The 24,113-nt window shown below is 42.4% G+C and carries 20 protein-coding genes; 11 read left to right on the top strand and 9 right to left on the bottom strand.

The features are described 5' to 3' along the window. Nucleotides 1-86: 86 nt before the first annotated feature. From dnaG to rsmD, 4 genes are all read right to left on the bottom strand, one after another. Nucleotides 87-1,838 (bottom strand): DNA primase, encoded by a 1,752-nt coding sequence (gene dnaG, locus HUS61_RS11170; RefSeq protein ID WP_175082460.1) that lies wholly within the window; start codon nucleotides 1,836-1,838, stop codon nucleotides 87-89. Between the two features lie 136 nt (nucleotides 1,839-1,974). Next, nucleotides 1,975-2,421, bottom strand: a complete 447-nt coding sequence (locus tag HUS61_RS11165) for a GatB/YqeY domain-containing protein (RefSeq protein WP_054551044.1) — start codon at nucleotides 2,419-2,421, stop codon at nucleotides 1,975-1,977. A gap of 21 nt (nucleotides 2,422-2,442) precedes the next feature. Continuing rightward, a complete protein-coding gene (gene rpsU, locus HUS61_RS11160) occupies nucleotides 2,443-2,658 on the bottom strand; it encodes a 30S ribosomal protein S21 (protein ID WP_002957797.1) in 216 nt (71 codons plus the stop codon). A gap of 145 nt (nucleotides 2,659-2,803) precedes the next feature. Beyond that, nucleotides 2,804-3,421 carry a 16S rRNA (guanine(966)-N(2))-methyltransferase RsmD gene (gene rsmD, locus HUS61_RS11155; RefSeq protein ID WP_175082459.1) on the bottom strand — a complete coding sequence of 206 codons (618 nt, stop codon included), beginning with the start codon at nucleotides 3,419-3,421 and terminating at the stop codon, nucleotides 2,804-2,806. A gap of 209 nt (nucleotides 3,422-3,630) precedes the next feature. On the opposite strand from rsmD, the gene ftsY reads away from it, so the two are divergent. From ftsY to glsB, 5 genes are all read left to right on the top strand, one after another. Then, nucleotides 3,631-5,682 (top strand): signal recognition particle-docking protein FtsY, encoded by a 2,052-nt coding sequence (ftsY, locus tag HUS61_RS11150; protein ID WP_175082525.1) that lies wholly within the window; start codon nucleotides 3,631-3,633, stop codon nucleotides 5,680-5,682. Nucleotides 5,683-5,735: 53 nt separating this feature from the next. Beyond that, on the top strand, nucleotides 5,736-6,413 hold the full coding sequence (ftsE, locus tag HUS61_RS11145) for a cell division ATP-binding protein FtsE (RefSeq protein WP_054560978.1): 678 nt from the start codon (nucleotides 5,736-5,738) through the stop codon (nucleotides 6,411-6,413). Further along, complete coding sequence (ftsX, locus tag HUS61_RS11140) at nucleotides 6,410-7,396, top strand: permease-like cell division protein FtsX (RefSeq protein WP_054551047.1); 987 nt, start codon at nucleotides 6,410-6,412, stop codon at nucleotides 7,394-7,396. Before ftsE ends, ftsX begins: the two co-directional genes overlap by 4 nt. Nucleotides 7,397-7,621: 225 nt before the next feature. Next, nucleotides 7,622-8,485, top strand: a complete 864-nt coding sequence (gene rpoH / locus HUS61_RS11135; RefSeq protein WP_054551048.1) for an RNA polymerase sigma factor RpoH — start codon at nucleotides 7,622-7,624, stop codon at nucleotides 8,483-8,485. A gap of 80 nt (nucleotides 8,486-8,565) precedes the next feature. Further along, nucleotides 8,566-9,486 (top strand): glutaminase B, encoded by a 921-nt coding sequence (gene glsB, locus HUS61_RS11130; protein ID WP_175082458.1) that lies wholly within the window; start codon nucleotides 8,566-8,568, stop codon nucleotides 9,484-9,486. A 6-nt stretch (nucleotides 9,487-9,492) separates the two neighbouring features. On the opposite strand, the gene HUS61_RS11125 is transcribed toward glsB, so the two are convergent. Beyond that, a complete protein-coding gene (locus HUS61_RS11125; protein ID WP_054560976.1) occupies nucleotides 9,493-10,797 on the bottom strand; it encodes an inosine/guanosine kinase in 1,305 nt (434 codons plus the stop codon). Between the two features lie 180 nt (nucleotides 10,798-10,977). Between HUS61_RS11125 and tadA the strand changes: the two genes are divergently transcribed. Then, complete coding sequence (tadA, locus tag HUS61_RS11120; protein ID WP_175082457.1) at nucleotides 10,978-11,475, top strand: tRNA adenosine(34) deaminase TadA; 498 nt, start codon at nucleotides 10,978-10,980, stop codon at nucleotides 11,473-11,475. On the opposite strand, the gene HUS61_RS11115 is transcribed toward tadA, so the two are convergent. Continuing rightward, a complete protein-coding gene (locus tag HUS61_RS11115) occupies nucleotides 11,476-11,646 on the bottom strand; it encodes a hypothetical protein (protein WP_175082456.1) in 171 nt (56 codons plus the stop codon). It lies immediately after the preceding gene. Nucleotides 11,647-11,740: 94 nt separating this feature from the next. Then, nucleotides 11,741-13,204: a membrane-bound lytic murein transglycosylase MltF gene (gene mltF, locus HUS61_RS11110; RefSeq protein WP_175082455.1), complete on the bottom strand. Its 1,464-nt coding sequence runs from the start codon at nucleotides 13,202-13,204 to the stop codon at nucleotides 11,741-11,743. A gap of 311 nt (nucleotides 13,205-13,515) precedes the next feature. Between mltF and purL the strand changes: the two genes are divergently transcribed. The 4 genes from purL (at nucleotide 13,516) to HUS61_RS11090 (ending at nucleotide 20,523) form a co-directional block, all read left to right on the top strand. Then, nucleotides 13,516-17,400: a phosphoribosylformylglycinamidine synthase gene (gene purL, locus HUS61_RS11105; RefSeq protein WP_175082454.1), complete on the top strand. Its 3,885-nt coding sequence runs from the start codon at nucleotides 13,516-13,518 to the stop codon at nucleotides 17,398-17,400. Between the two features lie 134 nt (nucleotides 17,401-17,534). Next, a complete protein-coding gene (locus tag HUS61_RS11100; protein WP_175082453.1) occupies nucleotides 17,535-20,003 on the top strand; it encodes a YdbH domain-containing protein in 2,469 nt (822 codons plus the stop codon). Further along, complete coding sequence (locus HUS61_RS11095) at nucleotides 19,996-20,178, top strand: YnbE family lipoprotein (protein ID WP_054551055.1); 183 nt, start codon at nucleotides 19,996-19,998, stop codon at nucleotides 20,176-20,178. The genes HUS61_RS11100 and HUS61_RS11095 overlap by 8 nt, the downstream gene beginning before the upstream one ends. A 9-nt stretch (nucleotides 20,179-20,187) precedes the next feature. Next, the gene (locus tag HUS61_RS11090; RefSeq protein WP_054551056.1) at nucleotides 20,188-20,523 is read left to right on the top strand and encodes a YdbL family protein; all 336 of its coding nucleotides are present in this window, start codon (nucleotides 20,188-20,190) and stop codon (nucleotides 20,521-20,523) included. 75 nt (nucleotides 20,524-20,598) lie between these two features. Here HUS61_RS11090 and HUS61_RS11085 read toward each other — a convergent pair whose 3' ends face one another. Both HUS61_RS11085 and waaA read right to left on the bottom strand, forming a co-directional pair. Next, entirely contained in the window at nucleotides 20,599-21,141 is a 543-nt protein-coding gene (locus tag HUS61_RS11085; protein WP_175082524.1) for a DUF1415 domain-containing protein, read from the bottom strand. 50 nt (nucleotides 21,142-21,191) lie between these two features. Further along, the gene (gene waaA, locus HUS61_RS11080) at nucleotides 21,192-22,451 is read right to left on the bottom strand and encodes a lipid IV(A) 3-deoxy-D-manno-octulosonic acid transferase (protein WP_175082452.1); all 1,260 of its coding nucleotides are present in this window, start codon (nucleotides 22,449-22,451) and stop codon (nucleotides 21,192-21,194) included. Nucleotides 22,452-22,604: 153 nt separating this feature from the next. Here waaA and HUS61_RS11075 point away from each other — a divergent pair, with 153 nt between their 5' ends. After that, nucleotides 22,605-24,092, top strand: a complete 1,488-nt coding sequence (locus HUS61_RS11075; RefSeq protein ID WP_175082451.1) for a capsule assembly Wzi family protein — start codon at nucleotides 22,605-22,607, stop codon at nucleotides 24,090-24,092. Nucleotides 24,093-24,113 lie beyond the last annotated feature (21 nt).

The following is a 24,113-nucleotide window of genomic DNA, read 5'->3' as shown; positions in this document are numbered from 1 at the left end:
GGCGCCAGCTCGCTTACTAATTAAGCGACACGAAAACTAACTAGACGCAGTGAATAGCACAGTATAACAGCATTATTCAATTCTGACTAGCTGTTGCTGCCTTTTAACGCTTGCGTCAGTAAGTGGCATTCTAGCCTTTCTTCGCTGCTTAAGCCTTGGGTCTTGTCTTTTATTAATAGGGTCTCTAGTCGATAATTTAAACACTGGTCTTCAATAAATTTAAAAGTATTTTTAAAAACCGTCTCTAAACGATCGTCATTTATTTGGTGCTGCCAAGTTGCTAGTTTCACTAACGCGTCATATTCAGCGCCATCCCTAAATGACTCTAAAATTTGTGCCGTCGTGATACCTTCACGTTCTAGTGCTAAGTGCTGAATGCGTAAAAATAGCTCAATACCGGCTATTTTCATCTCAGCTAATTCTGGCATATAAGCAATGCTGGTCGCCAAATTTGGGTGTTGCAATAAAATACCAATCGCTTGACGCATCGGCGTTATTTTAAATTTACGCTCAATCGCATGCTGTTGCTTTGGCGACTTAACGCGATTATTTAATTGCTCTCTTGTCCGACCAATTAAGCGGCCAAGATGTTCCAAAATATTTTCTTGGTAAAAGTCACTAGGGATTTTTTCAATTAGCGGCAGGGCATCACTAAGGAGCTTTGCTTTACCTGCGTCTTGAGTAAGGTCTATCTCTTGGCTGAGCTTATTAAACAGCACCTTAGTAAAATCATCCGCTTCGCTTAACCTAGCTTCAAAAGCGTCTTTGCCTTCTTGTTGTACCAGTGAATCAGGGTCTTCACCATCTGGTAAAAACACAAACTTTAACGACTTACCATCACCAAGATAAGGCAGTGCATTTTCTAGTGCACGCCAAGCTGCATCGCGACCTGCACGGTCACCGTCGTAGCAGCAAATCACTTTATCTGTGGTTCTAAATAAAGTGTGCATATGCTCTGCGGTTGTTGCTGTGCCAAGGGCGGCAACGGCATATTCGATGCCTTGCTCAGCTAAAGCAACAACATCCATATAACCTTCAACAATTAAAATATGTTCAAGCTTTTTATGTGCTTGCTTGGCTTCGTATAAACCATAAAGCTCAAAGCCTTTATGGAAAATACGGGTTTCTGGTGAGTTAAGGTATTTAGGACCTTGATCCGCTTGCATAACACGGCCACCAAAGGCAATTACCCGACCGCGTTTATCACGAATAGGGAACATGAGTCGATCACGGAAGAAGTCAAATTGACGACCAGGCGATTTTTCAGAGGCTAGTTTTAGTTCTACAAGCTGCTCTTTTTGTTCTTTATTGCGGCCAAGTTGTTGGCATAGCGCTTCCCATTCACTAGGCGCATAACCAATCATGAACTTTTTCGCTGTTTCACCACTTAAACCACGACCCTTGATATAGTCGATAACGGCTTTTGAGTTGGCATGATGCTTTAACTGATGCTGATAAAAGCGAGCTGCATGTAACATTAAATCGTAATCAGAGCGCTTTTGTTCTGCAGTTCGTTGCGGGCCGGAGCTTGTGCCTTGTTCGCGAGGTACGTCTAAATTGAGCATACTCGCTAATTCTTCAATAGCATCAACGAACTCTAATTTGTCGTATTCCATAACAAACGAAATTGCATTGCCATTGGCACCACAACCAAAGCAGTGGTAAAACTGTTTATCTTGAGAAACGGTAAATGAAGGTGATTTTTCGTTATGGAATGGGCAACAGGCTTGGTAGTCTTTACCTGCTTTTTTAAGGCCAACTCTCGAATCAATTAACTCAACAATATCTGTGCGAGCGAGTAAATCATCAATAAACTGTCGAGGGATTTTTCCGGCCATAGCTGTTGTATTTTCCTGCGCTATCTATGCGTTGTAAAATAAGATTTGAACACAATTACTGTGTTTATGAAAGACTAAAAGCAAGAAACCGAGCACTAGGCTCGGTTTGCTTGAATCATACATCTGTATGTGGGGGTTAGGCAGTTAATCGTTGCTTGATTAAGCCAGAAATCTTACCTAAATCGGCACGACCTTCAGCTTTGCTTTTGATAACTCCCATTACCTTACCCATGTCTTGCATACCCGCTGCGTTTGTATCAGCTATAGCCGAGTCAATAAGAGCAATGATTTCTTCTTCACTCAATTGTTGAGGTAAGAATTCTTCAAGTGCTTTAATCTCACTGGCTTCAATTTCAGCTAAATCTTCACGACCCGCATCAATGTACTGGGTGTAAGAATCGCGACGTTGCTTAACAAGCTTTACTAAAACAGCGGTAATACCGTCGTCGTCAAGCGTAATTTGCTCGTCAATCTCACGTTGCTTGATTGCAGCAAGTACCATGCGGATAGGCTTAAGACGTTCTTTGTCTTTTGCCTTCATCGCATCTTTTTGCGCATCTTTTAGCGTTAATAAAAGGCTCATTTATACAAGACCAAATACTGATTAGTATAATTTAACGCGACGTGCGTTATCGCGAGAAAGCTTCTTCATGTGACGCTTTACTGCAGCAGCTTTTTTACGCTTACGCTCAGCTGTTGGTTTTTCATAGTGCTCGCGACGACGAACTTCTGAAAGGATACCTGCTTTTTCACATGAACGCTTGAAGCGACGAAGTGCTACGTCAAACGGTTCGTTCTCTCTTACTTTAATTACTGGCATTAAAAATTCACCTACCTAAATAATGAGCGTTGCTCAAGTTGATCGAATAACGACCAAGTGGTTCAAAAATGGTGCGGTATTGTAATCTGAAGCAACACCACATGTAAAGAATAATATTAACAGAAACTAGGTTTGCAAAACAGAGTTAATTTGTCTCGCGTTGATATAGTCGACAAATTACTTGTCCGGCAGCTTTTTCTTTTAAAAGCATCCAGTTATCTGGGGTGTCTAGGTCGCTTAGTTCGCTTTCGACCTCAACATATATAAGTGCTTGGGCAGATAACCAGCTATTTTTTTCGAGTAAAAAACAACTTTTTTCAGCCAGGTTTTGTCGAAATGGCGGGTCAACAAAAATTAGATCAAATTGTTCGTTTTGCGTGTTTTGTTCCAATAATGAAAGGCTATTGCCTTGTTTTACGGCGGCATTATCCAATTTAAGGGTGCTAATGTTTTCTTTTAGTTGGCTAGCGGCGCCTTTATCTAGTTCGAAAAACACAGCATGATCAGCAAAGCGCGATAACGCCTCAAAACCTAAACCGCCGGAACCGGCAAAACAATCGAGTACCGCTGCGCCTCGGGTATCTTGCATTAGCCAGTTAAATACAGTTTCTTTTATTCGGTCTGTGGTTGGGCGCAAGCCTTGCACATCTTTTACGGGTAATTTTCTACCGCGAAATTGCCCACTAATAATACGAATAAAACCATTTGCTGATTTATTGTTCGCTGCTTTTGCTTGGCGGTTAGCTGTTGATTTTTTTCTCATTTAACTCACTAATCATTGGTAACTGACCACTAGCTCAGATAATATTGTATGCAATAGCTAGCGTGTCATTTTTCTACTGCGCTAAAAGTGATAGTATTGCGACCTTAGCGATAGATGGTACCTGTTTATGTTTGGCTAAAAAGCTGAACTGTCACCAAACTATTATTCATGTAAGTTTATCAGATTTTTATAAGTGGTTATTAGCAAGTATGGCAAAAAAAAGTAAATTCCTGTCTTGGTTTGGTTTTGGCAAATCAGATAAGCAACAAGCAGAGCAAGCAGCAAAAGAGGCTGATAACCAGAAGCAAATAGAAGAACAACAGCGAATTGAAGCCGAAAAGGCAGAAGCTGAACGTTTAGAACAAGAACGCATTGCTGCTGAAAAAGCTGAAGCTGAACGTCTAGAGCAAGAACGCATTGCTGCTGAACAAGCAGAGGCTGAACGTTTAGAGCAAGAGCGTATCGCTGCAGAAAAGGCAGAAGCTGAACGTTTAGAGCAAGAGCGCATTGCTGCAGAAAAGGCAGAAGCTGAACGTTTAGAGCAAGAACGCATTGCGGCAGAACAAGCAGAAGCTGAACGTTTAGCTCAAGAACAGCAAGCGGCAGAACAGCAACGTCAAGAACAACAAGCTCGTCTTGCTGAGCAAGAAGCAGCAATGAAATTAGAGCAAGAGCGTGCTGCAGCAGAACAGGCGCAGCGTGAAGCCGAGCAAGTTGCTGCACAGAAGGCCGAGGCAGAACGTCTAGAGCAAGAACGCATTGCGGCAGAAAAGGCAGAATCGGAACGTTTAGAGCAAGAACGTATCGCAGCAGAAAAAGCAGAAGCGGATCGTCTAGAGCAAGAACGTATTGCTGCAGAAAAGGCAGAGGCTGCTCGCTTAGAGCAAGAACGCATTGCTGCAGAAAAAGCAGAAGCTGATCGTCTAGAGCAAGAACGAATTGCTGCAGAGAAGGCAGAAGCTGCTCGCTTAGAGCAAGAACGTATCGCAGCAGAAAAGGCCGAGGCAGAACGTCTAGAACAAGAACGCATTGCTGCAGAAAAGGCAGAGGCAGAACGTCTAGAACAAGAACGCATTGCTGCAGAAAAGGCAGAGGCGGAGCGCTTAGAACAAGAACGTATCGCAGCAGAGAAGGCAGAAGCTGAACGTTTAGAACAAGAACGCATTGCTGCAGAAAAGGCAGAGGCGGAGCGCTTAGAGCAAGAACGTATCGCGGCAGAGAAGGCAGAAGCTGAACGTATAGAACAAGAACGTATCGCTGCAGAAAAGGCTGAGGCTGAACGTTTAGAGCAAGAGAAAGCTGCTCAAGCCGCTGCTGAAAAACCAAAGAAAGAAGGTTTCTTCGCACGCCTTAAAAAAGGTCTATTAAAAACTCGCGTTAATATTGGTTCTGGCTTTGCGTCTATTTTTAGTGGTAAGAAAATTGACGATGAGTTATTTGAAGAACTAGAAACACAATTACTAACAGCCGATTTAGGTGTTGATACAACAATGAAGTTGATTGATAACCTAACCGATGCCGCTGATCGTAAACAGTTAAAAGATGGCGATGCTTTATATGAGTTAATGAAGCAAGAAATGGCTAGTATGCTTAAAACCGCCGAGCAGCCGCTGGTTGTAAGTGGTGACAAAAAGCCATTTGTTATCTTAATGGTGGGTGTAAATGGTGTAGGTAAAACCACCACGATTGGTAAATTAGCTAAGCAGTTCCAAAACGAAGGTAAGTCAGTGATGCTTGCTGCCGGTGATACGTTCCGCGCTGCAGCGGTTGAGCAGCTGCAAGTATGGGGTGAGCGTAATAGCATCCCAGTGATTGCTCAGCATACAGGTGCAGACAGTGCGTCAGTGGTATTTGATGCATTTCAGGCTGCAAAGGCTCGTAATGCTGATGTGTTAATCGCCGATACAGCAGGTCGCTTGCAAAATAAAGATAACCTAATGCAAGAGCTTGAGAAAATTGCCCGTGTAATGAAGAAAATTGACCCAGATGCGCCGCATGAAGTTATGCTAACTATTGATGCAGGTACAGGTCAAAACGCAATTAGCCAAGTTAAATTATTTAATGAATGTGTTGGTTTAACGGGCATTACTTTATCTAAACTAGATGGTACCGCTAAAGGTGGTGTGATTTTCGCCGTTGCAGATAAATTTAATATCCCAATTCGTTACATTGGTGTTGGTGAAGGTATTGATGATTTACGTACCTTTAATAGTAGCGACTTTATTGATGCACTATTTAGCCAAGACGAGGATGACGCATAATTAACCAAAGGGAGCTTGCTCCCTTTTTCGCTGCAAGATGATTGATAACTAAAATGATAAATTTTCAGCAAGTCAGTAAAACATATCCAGGTGGCCATCGTGCCCTTGAAAAAGTCAGCTTTCATATTAAGCCTGGCGAACTGGCCTTTTTAACCGGGCACAGTGGGGCAGGTAAAAGTACACTATTGAAACTTATCAGCTTGATGGAGCGTCCATCAGCCGGGCAGGTGCTTATTAATGGTGTTGATTTAAATGCTGTTAAATCGCGTCAGATCCCTTATGTGCGCCGCGATATTGGTATCATCTTTCAGAATCACCGTTTACTAGAACGTTACTCAGTGTTTGATAATGTTGCCTTACCTTTAATCATTGAAGGTACGCACCATAAGCAAATAGCTAAACGTGTTCACGGTGCGCTTGATAAAGTAGGGTTACTTGATAAAGCTAAGTGTAATCCAGCAACCTTATCAGGTGGTGAGCAGCAGCGTGTTGGTATTGCCCGCGCTATTGTCAATTCTCCGCCTATTTTGCTCGCCGATGAGCCAACCGGTAACTTAGACCCTGAACTTTCGATGGACATTTTACGTTTATTCGAAGACTTTAATAATCATGGTACAACCGTACTCATTGCAACCCATGACATTGGTTTAATTGCACGTATGCGTTATCGCAGTTTAACACTGAAAGATGGCCGTATGATTGACGATCCGTTAGCTGAGGGGGCACTATGAGTTTATTGTTTAAAAGCCGCAACAGCCAAAACGAACGTCAGAAGAAGTCATTTTTAGCAGCGCCTTATTTCTTCTTTATTAATCTTATTCGCCAAGGTGTGCACAGCCTCGGTGAAATGTGGCGAACGCCTTTAGCCTCATTGATGACCATTGCGGTATTGGGATTAAGCCTAACACTGCCAGCGACGCTTTATTTAGTGGTTAAAAATGTCTCGCAAGTGAGCAGTGGCTTTGAAGATGCCGCAGAGATCTCGTTGTTCGTAAAAGAAACTATGAGCGAACAGCAAACGCAAACCTTGGTTAAGCGTTTAGCACTCTACCCTGAAGTAGATAAAGTGGAGTTTATATCAAAAGGCGATGCCCTCACTGAATTTAAACAAGTATCAGGATTTGGCCAAGCACTTGAATATTTAGATGCAAACCCGTTACCTGATGTTGTGATTGTTACACCGACAGCACGATACCGTCAGCCAAATACGGCAAAACAATTACTGCAAAAACTTGAAGGCGAAAGAGAAGTTGATTTTGGTAAACTCGATATTGCTTGGCTTGAGCGATTAAATGCACTTTTAAGTTTATTAAAAGAAAGCGTGATCACCATTGCTCTACTATTATTAACCTCCGTCACCCTGATCATTGGTAATACTATCCGCTTATCAATCATGGATAAGAAAGACGAAATTCAAGTTATGAAGTTAGTTGGGGCGACAAACACCTTTATTCATGCGCCATTTTTATGGACAGGGATTTGGTACGGTATTATTGGCGGTTTGTTCTCTTTTATTTGTGTTGCGTTAATGATGTGGTGGCTTGGTGCTGCTGTAAGTGATGTTGCGGGTGTTTATGAAACCAGCTTTGACTTGATTGGTTTAACACTCACAGAGTTTGGCATTTTAGTCGCTCTTGCAACAGGCTTAGGATTTGTTGGTTCATACTTATCAGTTAACCGCTACATAAAAGAAATTGAACCCGATAAAGTGTAACAATTCGTTGTTACACTGCTCTTTTAGCGATAAATAGTAGTCGCTGTTAATTTATCAAAATATCACTCCAAGCTAGAATTCATCGCTTATTCAGCGTGTTAGCGTAGACTAAAAATAGATGAAAAAACCACTTGATTTGAACTTTAAAAAAGTTTTTAATTGAAGTTAGCACTCTCGCTTAAAGAGTGCTAAGATGGTTTCAAATGTTTATCACTGAGGTGAAAAATGAGTAAAGATTTATACGCAATGGCACTTACTGCAGGTCAACAGAGCGCAAGTATGGACGGCTACCTTCAAGCGGTTAGCACTATTCCTATGCTTGATGCAGAGAAAGAAAAGCAGTTGGCGACACGTCTTCAGGAAGAAGGTGATCTTGAAGCTGCGAAGCAACTCATTATGTCGCATCTACGCTTTGTTGCTCATATTGCGAAAAGCTATTCAGGTTATGGCTTACCGCAAGCTGATTTAATTCAGGAAGGTAACATCGGTCTGATGAAAGCGGTAAAACGTTTCGACCCAAGTGTAGGTGTTCGCTTAGTTTCATTCGCAGTACACTGGATCAAAGCCGAAATTCATGAATACGTACTTAAAAACTGGCGTATCGTGAAAGTTGCAACTACAAAAGCGCAACGTAAATTATTCTTCAACCTGCGTAAAAACAAAAAACGTTTAGGTTGGTTTAACCAAGCTGAGGTTAGCACAGTTGCTAATGAGCTAGGTGTAAGTGAAAAAGAAGTACGTGAGATGGAATCACGTATGAGTGGCCAAGATATGGGCTTTGACTTAACGGGCGACGACAATGACGACGCACCGACAAGCACATACTCGCCAGTGCAGTATTTAACAGATGGCAGTGCTGACCTTGCTGATGATATCGAAGAGCAGCAATGGCAAGAACAGTCTCATGCACGTTTATTCAGCGCGTTAAAAACCCTTGATGAACGTTCTCAAGACATCGTAAGTGCACGTTGGTTAGCTGACGATAAAGCAACATTACAAGAGCTTGCTGAGAAATATAACGTTTCAGCAGAGCGTGTTCGTCAGCTAGAAAAAACAGCAATGAAAAAACTGCAATCAGCGATGAGCTAATAGCAATCGCTATAGCAAACCATCTTTAGTAGACTACAAAGCCTCGCAAATGCGGGGCTTTTTGTTTTAAAGGACGCGGTATGTCACAGATTGATTATCAACATGTATTAGATGAAATCACAAAAGAAGTTCAACCATTACTGAGCCAAGGTAAGGTTGCTGATTATATTCCTGCGCTTGCAGAGGTTGAGCCAAACCAGTTCGCTATTGCGATTCATACAGTGGATGGGCAAACCTATTGCGCGGGTGATTGTGGTGCGCGATTCACGATTCAATCTGTGTCTAAGGTAATGACCTTAACCTTAGCACTTCAACGTTATGGTGATGAGCTGTGGCAACGAGTTGGTAAAGAGCCTTCAGGCACTGCTTTTAACTCACTTACACAGCTTGAGTTTGAACAGGGCATACCACGCAACCCATTTATTAATGCCGGCGCGATTGTTACCTGTGACGCGTTATATAGCCGTTTATCTGCGCCGATGCACTCTATGCTTGAGTCATTTCGTCAGTTATCAGGAAATGCTCAGGTTGTTATTGATAAGAAAGTGGCAAATTCTGAATATGAGTTTCGTCATCGCAACGCCGCGATGGGGCATCTAATGAAGTCATTCGGCAACTTTAATAATGAAGTTGATGATGTGTTATGGGCTTACTTTAACTTCTGTGCCATAGAGTTAAACTGCGTAGAATTAGCAAAAGCCTACAATTACCTAGCAAACCAAGGTAAAGATGCCAATGGCCAAGAAGTGCTCAGTGCAAGGCAAAATAAGCAGTTAAACTCGTTACTGTTTACCAGTGGTTTATACGATGCTGCTGGGGATTTTGGCTACCGTGTTGGTATGCCGGGTAAGTCAGGGGTGTCGGGTACTATTTTAGCTGTATTACCAAATCAATTTACTGTGGCTGTGTGGGCGCCAAGACTTAACTCGTATGGGAACTCAGTAGCTGGGATAGCGGCTCTTGAGCGTTTATCCCAGAAACTGGATATTTCAATTTTTTAGTTGCGCTTACTGATCCCAGTAAACTTGCTCTAAACAGTCTTCACGTTCAGGTAAGCCACGAGATAAACGTGGCGAGTGCTGAACAAGTACTTCATAACTTGCACGGTTAGCGTATTTACTAATTTGTGCAAGCGATGAGTAGGTCATAGCAGGCTGCTGATGCTTCGCTGAGTTTGCCACATTAAGTTTGTGGTAAACGTTTGCTGATAGGTCATGCAGTACCGCAGCCAGAGCACAATCGCCTGCGCCATTGGTATTTTTAATACTATCTGGGCCGCCCATAAACGGTGCTGTGTGGCTGTACGCACGAATTGGGTTTTGGCAGTCGTCTTTACGCATTGCGCGAGAAAATTCATAACGGTTAAAGTCAGCAATCGCGCCTGGTAATAACGGGTATTCTGTTTCACGCTTGAATGAGTCGTCTACGTAACCAGCCATAAACAAGCCTTTTTCGCCAGCTGTACAAATAACTAAATCAGTCCAATCTAGCGCTTTGTCGGCAGCTAGAAGCGGATCTTCAAAGCCGGTAATCGCAAGGCCTTCCTCTTCGTTCATAGCAAGAATATCAACATGCTCTTTTACAAAGTCAGCCCACCAAGCAGGGTCTTGTTCAATTAGAAACTTAGTACCAAGGGTTAAAACCACAGGGACACCTGCATCATTGGCATATTTCACTGCCTGCATGGTCGCTTCTGTCATGGTTTCATCACCTTGAGTACGCATTAGGTATGCGCTGATCACCAGTGCTGATGAATTCTCAATAAGTGCCTGATCGATTGATTCAGGGCGAAGGTGATTCATAAGCCCCGCGCTGATTGCGAAGGTACGCTCACCGGTCTCGTCAATTAAGGTAAAACAACGACCAATAGGGCCATCTACAGGCTGAAGGTAGTCAAGGTCAACGCGGCTAGAGGTGTTACATAAAAAACGGTATGCATAGCTGCCGATTTTGATATTTTCACTCATTACCCCTAACAACACTGAACGGTCGTCAGCTAGGGTAGAGTAGTTGTGCATGGTGTTACCTACCGTACCACCGGCAAACTCATAATCGATCATATTGTCGAGTTTTAGTCTGTCGTATAGCGCGTTGGTAATATCGTTATCGATCACTTGCGACATGCCACGGCGCAATTGAAATTCATCTAGGAAAGCTTGATCAACTTTCGCTTCAATATCTACCACAATTTGGTCGATACCCGTAATATAACTACGTTGTAGTCGGTCGGTTGAGTTAAGTTGATTCGTCAGTGGATCTTTGGCTTCCACCGGAAAATAATGTTTATGCCTGCGGCGTCCAGGAAATTTCATTTGCTACCCGTGTTGTAAGCTAAATAAAAAAAGCGCGAGATTATAGCGCAATATGGGTCCATTGAGCCATGAAAAAGCCACTAAATTTTGCGTTAATTTTTAAGTGTAGCAGTATTTATTGCCGACATTTTTCACTAACTAGGTATAATTACTCACAGTTTTACAAGATTTGTGTGATATATGAGCGAACAATTTAGCGACCAATATTGGATGGAAAAAGCATTAAACTACGCCAATGAAGCGGCTGCGATTAATGAAATTCCGGTTGGTGCTGTGCTGGTAAAAGACAATCAACTGATTTCTTATGGTTATAACCGCTCAATTATTGATAATGACCCATCCGCTCATGCTGAAATGATGGCAATCCGCGAAGCAGGTAAAGTACTTAATAACTACCGATTAATCGATTGCACTTTGTATGTAACGTTAGAACCTTGTTCTATGTGCGCAGGTCTGTTGGTACATAGCCGCATTAAGCGACTGGTGTTTGGTGCTAAAGATGCCAAAACGGGATCGGCAGGATCAATTATGAATCTACTGCAAGAGCCTAGGCTTAATCATCAAGTTGAAGTAACCGGTGATGTACTGAGTGAGCAGTGTGGGGCGGTAATTTCAGCGTTTTTTAAGCGCCGTAGAGAAGAGAAAAAGGCGGCAAAGCAGGCTGCTCGCAACGCCTAGTTATACAACCGGCGTTGCAGGAACTTTTGCTTCCATTAACTGCATCGCAAATAAGCGGCGACGCCAAATAACTTTTTTGTGTGTATTACGTAGCATGATACGACGGCGGGTCGCCGTTGAGTAAATAACATTACGCTTGAACTTATGTGTCGTTCGTCTTCTTTTTAACATGAGTGCTCCTTAAGTGAGAGTAAAGCATTATATTGATCTCTACAGGAAGATAATGATCATTTGATGACAAGTAAACAGATTTCGGTGCTTGAAGTTAGTTGTTTTCTAATTCTTGCTGCTCTGAGTTGGTGTGTTGCGTGTTGTCATTTGGCTCGCTTGCTTGCGCTTCAGGTTGAGCTTCTTCAGTGCTTTGTTCTTCTTCGCTTGGGTTAGCAATCGCATCATTTTCATCAAGCCAAACCAGTGCGTCGTAATAGCGACGGATATTATCAACGTACTTTACTGCAACATCGCCACGGGCATAACCATATTTGGTTTTTCGATAGTAACGCTTTTTAATTAAAAGCGGTAAGCGCTTTTTAACATCAGCCCACTTATCGGGACTTGCACCTTCTTGCTCGGTAATAATACGTGCGTCGTTGACGTGTCCCCAGCCAACATTGTAAGAGGCTAAGGCAAACCAGGTTCTGTCGGGCTGCGGAATGCGTTCAGGGATCCAAGAAATCACTTTGGCAAGATACTGCGCACCGCCTTTAATATTTTGCTCAGGCTCTAGTCGATTTGTTACGCCGACCTGTTTTGCTGTTGCTTGGGTTAGCATCATTATGCCACGTACACCGGTTGGTGACTTAGCCCTTGGGTTCCACATTGATTCTTGATAACTCAAAGCTGCCAGTAATCGCCAGTCTATGTTACCTGCGTATTGCTCAAACCAAGGTTGGTATTTAGGTAAGGTGTCTTTTATTGCTTCGATATAAGCAAGGGTATTCACATAGTTAAACTGACGAACATGGCCGAAGTATTTTTCTTCTAACACATAAAGCTGGTTGCTTTTCTTAACGTCGCCAAAAAATGGCACCATCAAGGCATATAAAGAGTCGTCACCATCTTTTCTTAGTAACCAAGCGATAGGGTCATTACGGGTAACCGAAAAGCCGATACTCAAATTTGGGTGATAGCGGCGAAACAGCGATAAGGTGTGTGAATCTGCTAGAGTGTAATCAATTTCACCGTCGATAACTGCTTGCAGAAGCTCTTCTTCATCCATGTCTTCTGTTTCGTTCCAGCTAAGTTCAGGATGCAGTTGTTTTAATTGTTGTAGTGCTAACGAGTGGCTGCTTTTGGCTAAAACAGTGAGGTTACCCGTTAAATCCTCAAACTCTCGAGGACGAGTGCGGCCTTGTTTATAAACTAATTTTTGGCTTATTGTTCGGTAGGTTGGGCCAAATCGATAATGCTCTGCCCGAATCGTATTATAGGTAAGACCTGAAGCTATAATATCTAAATCGCCACTTTCTAAGCGTGCAAACATATCGGATAGGTTAAAAAAAGGCACCATCTCGAGCTCTACACCAACATAGTCAGCAAACTCTTGGGCAAGCTCATATTCAAAGCCTTGCACACCTTGTGGAGCCTGATAGTAGTTACTCGCGCCAGCTAATGTGCCTACTCTAATTTTGTTCTGTGCCTTGATATGAGCAAGTTGCGACGGTTGCTGTTGCATATCACACGCACATAACATGAGCACTAAACTAAAAATAGCGAGTAACTTTTGCATAGATTATAAATGCCCCTTAAACCATTACCTTAGTGTTATAACAAAACTTCTAAGCCACGTCACTTGGCGAATAGTTTTAGTTATCTATTTAAAAATTAATAACTATAACAAGGCAGCTGGTAGATAAGTCATACAGAACAAGTACCTGCAGAGAAATAAAGACGACTAAGATAGTTAATTGTTGCAACCATAAAAGCGGTTATGAAGATTATTTAAATAAAAGCGTAATTTTGAGTTAAATCTAGACGTTATTTGCACTATAATATGCGCCTAAAATATCGTTCAATCCCTAACCCCGGATGAAAATACCTATGTTGATCCTTCGTGGTGCACCAGCACTTTCCGATTTTAGAGTTCAGAAAATTTTAGCGCGTTGCCAACAGGCACAACTTCCAGTCACTGACGTTTATGCTGAGTTCATGCATTTTGCTGATCTTACAGCCGAGCTTTCAGCTGATGAGCAAACCAAGCTGGAAAAACTGCTTACTTATGGTCCAACAATTGCCGAGCATACTCCTGCTGGCACGTTAATTCTTGTAACGCCGCGTCCAGGTACTATCTCGCCTTGGGCATCAAAAGCAACTGACATCGCACATAACTGTGGCTTAAGCCAAGTTCACCGTGTTGAGCGTGGTATTGCATACTACGTAGAAGGTAATTTATCAGCTGAGCAAACAGCTGAAGTTGCAGCGTTATTACATGACCGCATGACTGAAGCAACGCACACGGATATGGCTGATGCAGCTAAATTATTCCGTCACGATGAGCCGCGTCCAATGTCATCAGTTGACATTTTAGGTGGTGGCCGTGAAGCGCTTGCTAAAGCAAACGTTGAGCAAGGTTTTGCGCTTGCAGATGACGAAATTGATTACTTGGTAGAAAACTTCCAAAAGTTAGGGCGTAACCCGAACGACATTGAATTATTCATGTTCGCGCAAGCAAACTCTGAGCATTGTCGCCACAAAATCTTTAACGCCGATTGGACAATTGATGGCATCGAACAGCCAAAATCATTGTTCAAAATGATCAAAAACACTTACGAGCAAAACCCTGAAAACGTACTATCTGCATATAAAGATAACGCAGCGGTAATGAAAGGTTCGTTAGCAGGTCGTTTCTTCCCTAATGTTGAAGGTGAGTACGCCTACCATCAAGAAAACATCGAAATCTTGATGAAAGTTGAAACTCACAACCACCCAACAGCAATTGCGCCATTCTCAGGTGCATCAACAGGTTCTGGTGGTGAAATCCGTGATGAAGGTGCAACAGGCCGCGGCTCTAAACCTAAAGCTGGTTTAGTTGGCTTCACAGTATCTAACCTACGTATTCCTGGCTACGAGCAGCCATGGGAAACAGACTTTGGTAAGCCTGGTCGTATCGTTAATGCACTTGATATTATGACTGAAGGTCCATTAGGTGGCGCGGCATTCAATAACGAATTTGGTCGTCCTAACTTACTTGGTTACTTCCGTACATACGAAGAGAAAGTATCAAGCCATAACGGTGAAGAAGTACGTGGTTACCACAAGCCAATCATGCTTGCAGGTGGTTTAGGTAACATTCGTTCTGAGCATGTTCAAAAAGGTGAAATCCCTGTAGGTGCTAAGCTAATTGCACTAGGTGGTCCGGCAATGAACATCGGCCTTGGTGGTGGTGCTGCCTCTAGTATGACATCAGGTCAATCAAACGAAGACTTAGATTTTGCATCTGTACAGCGTGAAAACCCAGAAATGGAACGTCGTTGTCAGGAAGTTATCGATAAATGTTGGCAGCTAGGTGATGCAAACCCAATCGCTTTCATCCACGATGTGGGTGCAGGTGGTCTTTCTAACGCATTCCCTGAGCTTGTAGACGACGGTGGTCGTGGTGGTAAATTCCAACTTCGTGACATTCCAAACGATGAGCCGGGTATGGCACCACACGAAATTTGGTGTAACGAATCTCAAGAGCGTTACGTATTAGCTGTTGCAGCAGAAGACTTCGCGCGCTTCGAAGCAATCTGTAAACGTGAGCGTGCAGAATACGCTGTTATTGGTGAAGCAACAGAAGAGCGTCACTTAACGGTTGAAGATAGCCACTTCGGTAACAACCCAGTTGATCTTCCGCTTGATGTTTTACTTGGTAAAGCACCAAAAATGCACCGTGAAGTTGAATCGAAAAAAGCGCAATCTCAACCATTAGACGTTGCTAATATTGATGCTGCAGATGCTGCACAGCGCTTATTACGCTTACCAACGATTGCTGAGAAAACATTCTTAATCACTATTGGTGACCGTACGGTAACGGGTTTAGTTGCGCGTGACCAAATGGTAGGTCCTTGGCAGGTGCCAGTAGCAAACTGTGCGGTAACAGCCGCTGCGTTTGATACTTACCACGGTGAAGCAATGTCATTAGGTGAACGTACACCAGCTGCACTTTTAAACTACGGTGCTTCTGCTCGTTTAGCTGTGGCTGAGTCACTAACGAACATCGCGTGTGCGAACATAGGTGGCCTTGAAAATATCAAGCTATCTGCAAACTGGATGGCTGCAGCAGGCCACCCAGGCGAAGATGCAGGTCTTTACGAAGCTGTTAAAGCAGTAGGTGAAGAACTTTGTCCAGCACTTGGTTTAACTATTCCTGTGGGTAAAGACTCTATGTCGATGAAAACTCAATGGGATGAAAACGGTGAGCAAAAATCGGTTACTGCGCCATTATCACTGATCATTACTGCCTTTGGTCGTGTTGAAGATGTGCGTAAAACAGTAACGCCACAGCTACGTATTGATAAAGGTGAGTCATCACTATTATTAGTTGATTTAGGTGCGGGTCAAAACCGTATGGGCGCATCAAGCCTTGCACAGGTTTATAAGCAACTAGGTGATGTAACACCTGACGTTGATAACCCAGCACTATTAAAAGGCTTCTATGAAGCAATGCAAGCTCTTGTTGCTGATAACAAGTTACTTGCTTACCATGACCGTTCAGATGGTGGTTTATTCACAACTATCGCTGAAATGGCATTTGCTGGCCACACAGGTGTAACAGTTGACCTTGCTGGCTTAACAGGTTCAGACATCGAAGCGCTTTACAATGAAGAGCTAGGTGCGGTTATCCAAGTGGCAAACGCTGACTTAGACGCAGTGAAAGCTGTTCTTGCAGACCACGGCTTAGCAGCTATCAGCCATGAAATTGGTTCACTAAACGATGATGACCGCGTGGTATTCACTCGTGGTGATGATGTGGTTCTTAACCACACGCGCACTGAACTTCGTACGATTTGGGCAGAAACAACTTACCAAATGCAAGCACGTCGTGATAACCCTGAGTGTGCTAAGCAAGAGTTTGATGCTAAGTTTGACGCCAAAGACCCTGGTCTTAATGTAAAACTAAACTTTGACTTAAACGAAGATGTTGCAGCGCCTTACATTGCAACTGGTGCGAAACCGAAAATGGCGATTCTACGTGAGCAAGGTGTTAATTCCCACTTAGAAATGGCTGCGGCATTTAACCGTGCAGGCTTTGCTGCGGTTGACGTGCACATGAGCGACATTCTTGAAGGTCGTTTAACACTTGAGCAATTTAAAGGCTTAGTGGCATGTGGTGGTTTCTCTTACGGTGACGTATTAGGCGCAGGTGAAGGCTGGGCTAAGTCAATCTTATTTAATGAGATGGCGCGTGAGCAGTTCCAAAGCTTCTTCCACCGCGAAGATACATTCAGCTTAGGTGTGTGTAATGGCTGTCAAATGCTTTCAACATTGAAAGAATTGATCCCGGGCACTGAGCACTGGCCACGTTTCGTAACGAATAAGTCAGAGCGTTTTGAAGCTCGCTTTAGCCTTGTAGAAGTACAAGAAAACCCATCGGTATTCTTTAATGGTATGGCTGGTTCACGTATGCCTATCGCTGTTTCACATGGTGAAGGTCATGCTGAGTTCGCAAACGCTGATGCAGTTAAAGCTGCGCTTGAGTCAGGCACTGTGGCAGTGAAGTTTGTTGATAACTACGGTAACCCAACAACGCAATACCCAGCTAACCCGAACGGCTCACCAGAAGGTATCACAGGTATTACTTCTACTGACGGTCGTGCAACGGTGATGATGCCGCACCCAGAGCGTGTATTCCGTACGGTTGCTAACTCATGGCACCCAGATGAGTGGCGCGAAGATAGCCCATGGATGCGTATGTTCCGCAACGCTCGTAAAAACGTTGGCTAGAACTTAGTTATGTACCTAGCTATACAAGCTAGGTTCATACAAACCGTTTAAACTAAAAAGGCTGCACTATTAAGTGCAGCCTTTTTGTTTATAATGGTGCTAGTAAGTGTAAGTTCAAAGGCAAGGAGAGTTTTTTGAGTTTTAAGCGGGTAAGCGTAGGGTTGCTAGGTATCGTGCTAAGCATGGTGCTGTTGGCGTATCTGTTCAGGCTACCACTGACATCGTGGTACTTAACGCCTATGCTCAGTAAAAATGGCGCTGAGCTTCACTGCATTGATTGGTCATTGACCAGCCAGCTTGATTTAAATATCGAGAAATTATGCTTAACTTATCAAGGGCTGCAAATAGAGTTAGCTGGCATCCTTGCTAACAAGCAACAGGTTAGGGTTTCTCGCGCTAATCTCATCGTTAGCGACCTTGCAAATAAACAACAACCAGACGCTTCACAAACTGAATTTAAAAAGCTTGCCTTGGTATTACCCGAGCAAAGACCGCTAATAAGCATTGAGCAGCTTGATGTAGTCTCACCGTTTACCGACACCCCTGTTAGGTTGGCAATACAAGAAAAGCGCTTAAACCATTTTACGATTTCACGGGATCTCAATGCTGACGTTGTAATATCTAATTATGAAGTCAAAGCCAACATCACGTTTGATGAGCAAGTGGCTGAGCGGTTCGTAACATTGCCAACAAGCAGCCATTTTACCACTCAGTCACAGATTAAGTTTGATGGAATTACAGTTGCAATTGAAAGCTCAATTAATGCAAGTTATCAGCATGCAATAGAACAGTGCGACCTAGGCTTTAACACTGAAGGACAATTGAGTGCTAAGTATCAATTAAATCAACAGCACTTATACGCGGATTTATCAGCTTTACAAAATCAGCTTAGCGCAAACCGATATTGCTTAAACACCATAGCAGATCAACAGCATCAATCATTTATTGAAGCCCAGTTACCGCTTACTTGGCAGTTACACATTGAAAAACCAGTGAGTGTAGAAGGTAAAAATCTTTCAGCCCCAATCATAAAGCTGCAAGCTATAGAAGGGCAAAGTGAGGTGACAGTCAGTAATACATCCCTTTCTTTGCTGGATCCGCTCACATCACTGAATAGCCAAGTTAGCATTGATTTTAATAGTAAAGATATAGATGAGCTTAAGCTCAACGCGCATTTGCATGAAAGCAGCGTTAGCGCTGATTTTCAACTGTCGTTGGATTCACTACCTGCATTTTTAGATTTTCAGGCTGATGGCGCTCTGGTTGAGGGGATTGGGGCTAAAGGAGAGCTAGATATCGATGAGTTATTTACTAGCCCGACAGCTAAACTGAATACCAATATCAGTGTTAAAAAAGCCCTAATATCGGGTGCACAGATAGCTGATTTTAGCAGCGCAATTAACGCTGAGTATAATGCCCAGCAGCACCTCGTTGTTAAAGCCAATAGCAAGGTTAAATCATTAACTTATGATGATATTAACGCAGCAAAAATTAGCAATGAGCTTACTCTTAGTACAGATCTCAGTGTGGGGGAGTTATTTGCTGATATTGATGCCAAAACCACTGCCGCTAAATTATCAACAGCAGAGCTCACCTTAAATAAGTTGTCAGTTGTTTCAAAGGCTCTTCAAAGCCGCGCCTTGCAGGCAACGCATCATGTATTTGCAGATGGATTTGAAGCACTTGTTAGTCATCATATGTCTGAGGTTGCTCACCCATTTGAATTGGTGATACCAGAGCTGGCAGTATCCAAACTAAACCCGATTATTGCTCAGTTTGAGCCGCTTGCTACCGTCACTGATGGGGTCGTTTCAGGCATTATAAAAGGGGATGTAAATCTTCAACAAGCACAAGGGCGCGTGCAAATAAGTAAATTCAGTGCGCTTTATAATGATTATCTAGCGAATGATTTTGCAGTGAATTTGAACGGCACGTTTAATTCAGGGCAGCTTAATATTGCAGCGACTAAATTTACACTCAATGAACTGCGCGCAGGTGCCGTGGTCAAAAATATACAAGGTCAGTTGCAGGTAACGGCTAATCAGCCTTGCGCAGCCAATCTAACTGGTCAGGTTATGGGCGGGGCATTTGTGGTGAATAAGTACTGCCCACTCAGTGATAACCAAACAGCGACTGTTAAATTTGAAAACATTGATGCCAGCAAATTGGTCACCCTTGATGCTGAATCAGGGATTAGCTTAAGTGGGCGCTTAGCAGGCACCTTACCCGTAGTAATAAGTAAACAGGGCATTGAGGTAAAGCAAGGGCAGTTAGTTAATCAAGGTGATGGTAAATTACTGATCACCAATAATGCGGGTTTTGACGCTGTAAAAGCGCAGCAACAGGAACTGAGTACCACGCTGAGTTTACTTGAGAATTTAGATATTAAAAAACTACGTAGCAGTGTTAACCTCAAACCGGATGGATGGTTGCATTTAGGTGTTAATTTAGAGGGTTATAATGAAGCGCAGCAGCAAGCAGTGAACTTTAATTATAATCATGAAGAGAATGTATTTACTTTACTTAGAGCGCTGCGTTTAAGTGATGAAATTACTCAAAAAGTTGAGAAAGAGTATGCAAAAAAAGGAAGCAATGATGGCTAAGTGGTTAGTAATGCTGACGGCAGTAGGCATGCTGAGTGCCTGTACCCACCGTGTTGAGGTGGCAGCAAAAGAGCCGATTACAATCAACTTAAATGTAAAAGTTGACCATGAGATCCGCGTAAAAGTGGATAAAGAACTTGATACCTTATTCAGTGATGACAGCGAATTATTCTAAGGAGCACACATGCGTAAATTACAACTTAAAAAACTAAATGTGATCACCTTGATCAGTGCTGTTTGTTTATCTTTCTCTGCTTGGGCTATCAGCCTTGATGATGCAAAAAGCCAAGGCTTAGTGGGTGAAGACAGCTCAGGCTATTTAGGTTTAGTGGTTAATAACAGCGAAGCAAAAGCGGTCGTTGATGAAATTAATGCAAAGCGTAAAGAGCAATATTTAAAACTTGCGAAAAAGAATAATCTTTCGTTAGCGCAAGTTGAAGCCCTTGCTGCGGCAAAAACTATCGAAAAAACTAAGCCGGGTCACTACATTGAAGTGAACGGTGAGTGGGTAAAAAAATAACTCATTAAATTTAATAGCTATAAAAAATAAAAAGCCAGCATTGCTGGCTTTTTATCTATTAAACGCCGGTAGGTGTTAGCGCTTATCGATACAGTTTTGCAGCAGCTGCTGCCAAAAGTCGATGCCTTTGCGTCTTGCTAGTTTAATGTTGTGCTCTGGGATCGATTCGGGTTCATCGTAGCTGTCTAACGCTTCGCTCATACTGGCTTCACGGATCAAATGCAGTGTTGGGTAAGGTGCACGATTCGTATAGTTTGCAGCATCGCTGTCATCGCTATCAGCAAACACATAGTCAGGATGAAAGTTGGCTATTTGATACTTACCTTCATAGCCTTGCGCAGCTAAAAGCGCATTGGCTAAATCGACTAAATCTAAGAACTCTTCAAAATCCTTAAAGCCTTGCTCAAACATCAACAAAGTAGTTTCGCGCTCAGCTTGTTGGTCTAACTCGGTACATTGCTCGAGCATGTCCATTACTGCATCATCAAGTGTAATAGACTGACTGATTTGATAATGAATGCAATTGCTTTCAACTTCTTTACGGGCAAACGGGCAGAAATTGTATTTTACGATTACGCTTGATACCCATTCGCGCATTTGTATTTCTGGGCGATTCATCGCTTGCTTTGAAGTCACATTATTTCTCTATTCTATTTTACTTTTCTATCTTACTTTTCTAAGTAATGCTCAATTAAATTAACCGTTTTACTGATGGCGCCTTGATTGTTAGCAACGCATTTCGCAGCTTGTTGACCGAGCTTAATCGTCTTTTGTAGATCAGTGCTCAAAGCGATAAGTGTGTCAGCAAGGTGATTTTCATCGGTAACGGTTTTAGCTCCTTGAGCACTAATCAGCTCAGGATAAATATGGTCAAAGTTATAGGTATGAGGACCTGCTAATACGCCAACAGAAAACGCTGCTGACTCTAACGGATTATGGCCGCCTCGCTCGATTAAACTACCACCAACATAGCTGATGTTTGCCACACCATATAAGCATTGTAACTCACCTAACGTGTCAGCTAACACAACTTGTTGGTTGTTATAGTTATCTTCACTGCGACGACTAAAGCTCAAATTTGAGCTTTTTAAAACTTCAGCGACTTTATCAAATTGCTCTGGGTGACGTGGAGCAATAATCAAAAGTGCGTTGGGTAACGCTTTTAATAGCTTCTCATGAGCAGTTAAAATAAGCTCATGTTCAACAGGGTGAGTGGAGCCTGCAACCCAGATAAAGCGCTCATTGTTATACTGTTTTTTTAGTGCTGCGACTTTATTTAATTGCTCTTCTGTAGGCGTGATATCAAATTTAATTGAGCCAAATACGCGTGCCTTTTCAGGTTTTAAACCAAGTTCAATAAAACGTTTGGCATCATTTTGATTATGACTGGCCAGGTCACTAATAGACTGCATTATCACCTTAGTTAAAGGCATTACCTTTTGGTAGCCTTGCTGTGATTTAGCTGAAAGTCGGGCATTTAAAACAAGTACTTTTGTGCCGGTGTTGTTGCTTTGCACCATCAGGTTTGGCCAAAGCTCAGTTTCTAAAATACACAGTACCTTTGGCTGGATACGTTTTAAAAATCGATTCGTAGCGAAGAAAAAATCAATCGGTAAATAACAGCAGCTAACCGCATCTTTAAAGTTATTCTTTATTTGCTCGCGACCCGTTGGGGTATTACAGGTTACTAAAATAGTAAGTGCTGGATTTTCTGATTGAACGGCCTTAATAAGCGGCGTTGCTGCTAACACTTCCCCTACAGAGGCACAATGGAAAACAACATCGTGATGCGACAAATTCGAAAAGCCAAAGCGCTCAGCAAAATGCTCACGGTAACCCTTATTCTTTTTGCCACGTAAAACATACAGGTAAAAAACAACCAGTGGGCTTAGTAGGTATAAAAGTAAAGAGTATAAAATGCGCGCCATTGCTTAGCCTAAATGGGTAAAACGTTATGATAGCGTGGAACATACGCAATCTAAATATAAAATGTTAAAAACGGTTATCAATGAGAGTTTTAAGTGTTTACTATTGGCATATTTGGTAGTATTTCGGTTACTTAACAAATCAACGAAGCAATTATGAAATTTAAAATGATAAAAGCCTCGGTAATAGGTGCCTTATTAAGTTGCTCAATGCCTTTATTTGCAACACCAACCGCTTATTTACCAATGGGTATGGATGCACAGCTTGATCATCAATTAGATACTTTGTTTGCACTAACAATTGGCACTCCTATGGCTAAGCCTTACCGTTTAGCAGAAGTCGAGAAAGCACTTTTGGTGCTTGAAAAGCAAGAGCCAAGGTTAGCTGCTGCGATTCGTTCAAAAATAAAGCCATATCAAAGTGATGATGCAGTTACTCGCGTTGGTGTAAAACTGCAAGTAGACACAGATAATACAAAGAAAATTGCTAACCAACGCGGACTCAGTTCTGATGAGTGGGGACAAGGCTTTTTTGAAGGTATTTGGCGTGCCAATGATTATACGTTAGTACAAGTTGGTGTTGATTATCGAGCCAAAGCAAATAAGTTTGTAAATTACAATTCGTTTATCAGTTTTGCTGGTGAAGATTTACAGTTGAATCTGGGTTATAAAGAACATTGGTTCTCGCCGTTTAAGCATTCTGCGCAGATCATTTCTACTAACGCTAAAACAGCACCCTCTATTTCAATTGGTATGGTAAAGCCTGCCCATAATTGGTGGAATTTTGATTTTGAATTGTATTATTCAGAATTAGAACATGTTGATAATGGTATTCTTTATCAAGGTGAGCTTCATAGTGGTACACCAAAACTTGCAGGAACGCATTTTAGTATTGAGCCTCTTGAGGGTTGGAAAATTGGTATCAATCGTATGATGCAGTTTGGCGGTGGGCCACGTAAGGTAGATGCTGGTGATGTGGTGGACGCATTTTTTGACCCGGCAGGTAATGACAACTTAGGCCTTACTGGTAGTAAAGATAATGAGTTAGGTGACCAATACGTAACAATTACCAGTGCTGTGAATTTTAATTGGGGAATGCCAATTGAGCTTTACTTTGAATACGGTGGTGAAGATACAAAAAATCATAAGAACTACCAATTTGGTAATACTGTTAGTAATTTTGGTTTCTTCTTACCAAAGCTGAGTAATGAGATGTCGCTTAGGTATGAATATACCAATATGCACAGCTTGTGGTACGTCAATGAAATTTACCCTGCATATGGTAATACGGTTGGTGGTTTTGTAACGGGTCACTATGCAGCTGATCAGCGATATAATGACTTACATGCCAATGGCGTTGCGAGAGTTTACGCCGATGCGCCTCCTACACAAGTGCACAGCATGGAGTTAACTTATAGTGAAAGCTACCGTTCATTCTGGCGTAGTAAGCTAACATTGATAGAGAATGAAAGTAACTATTTAAATGAGTGGGGTCAAACGACTGGTGTTTATGAACGTGCCGTTGAACTTCAACTAAGTAACACTCGTCAAATAGACGAGCATACATTAGAGACAACTCTTACCTATGGTGAAGATGTATTTGGAGATAACTATACTTGGTTATCTGTTGCCTATTTTTGGTAAGCAAAGCCGTTAATACTTTTT

This window comes from Pseudoalteromonas sp. 0802 (assembly GCF_013350085.1).
In the GTDB taxonomy this organism is placed as follows: domain Bacteria; phylum Pseudomonadota; class Gammaproteobacteria; order Enterobacterales; family Alteromonadaceae; genus Pseudoalteromonas.
This window is presented reverse-complemented; position numbering and strand designations above follow the sequence as displayed.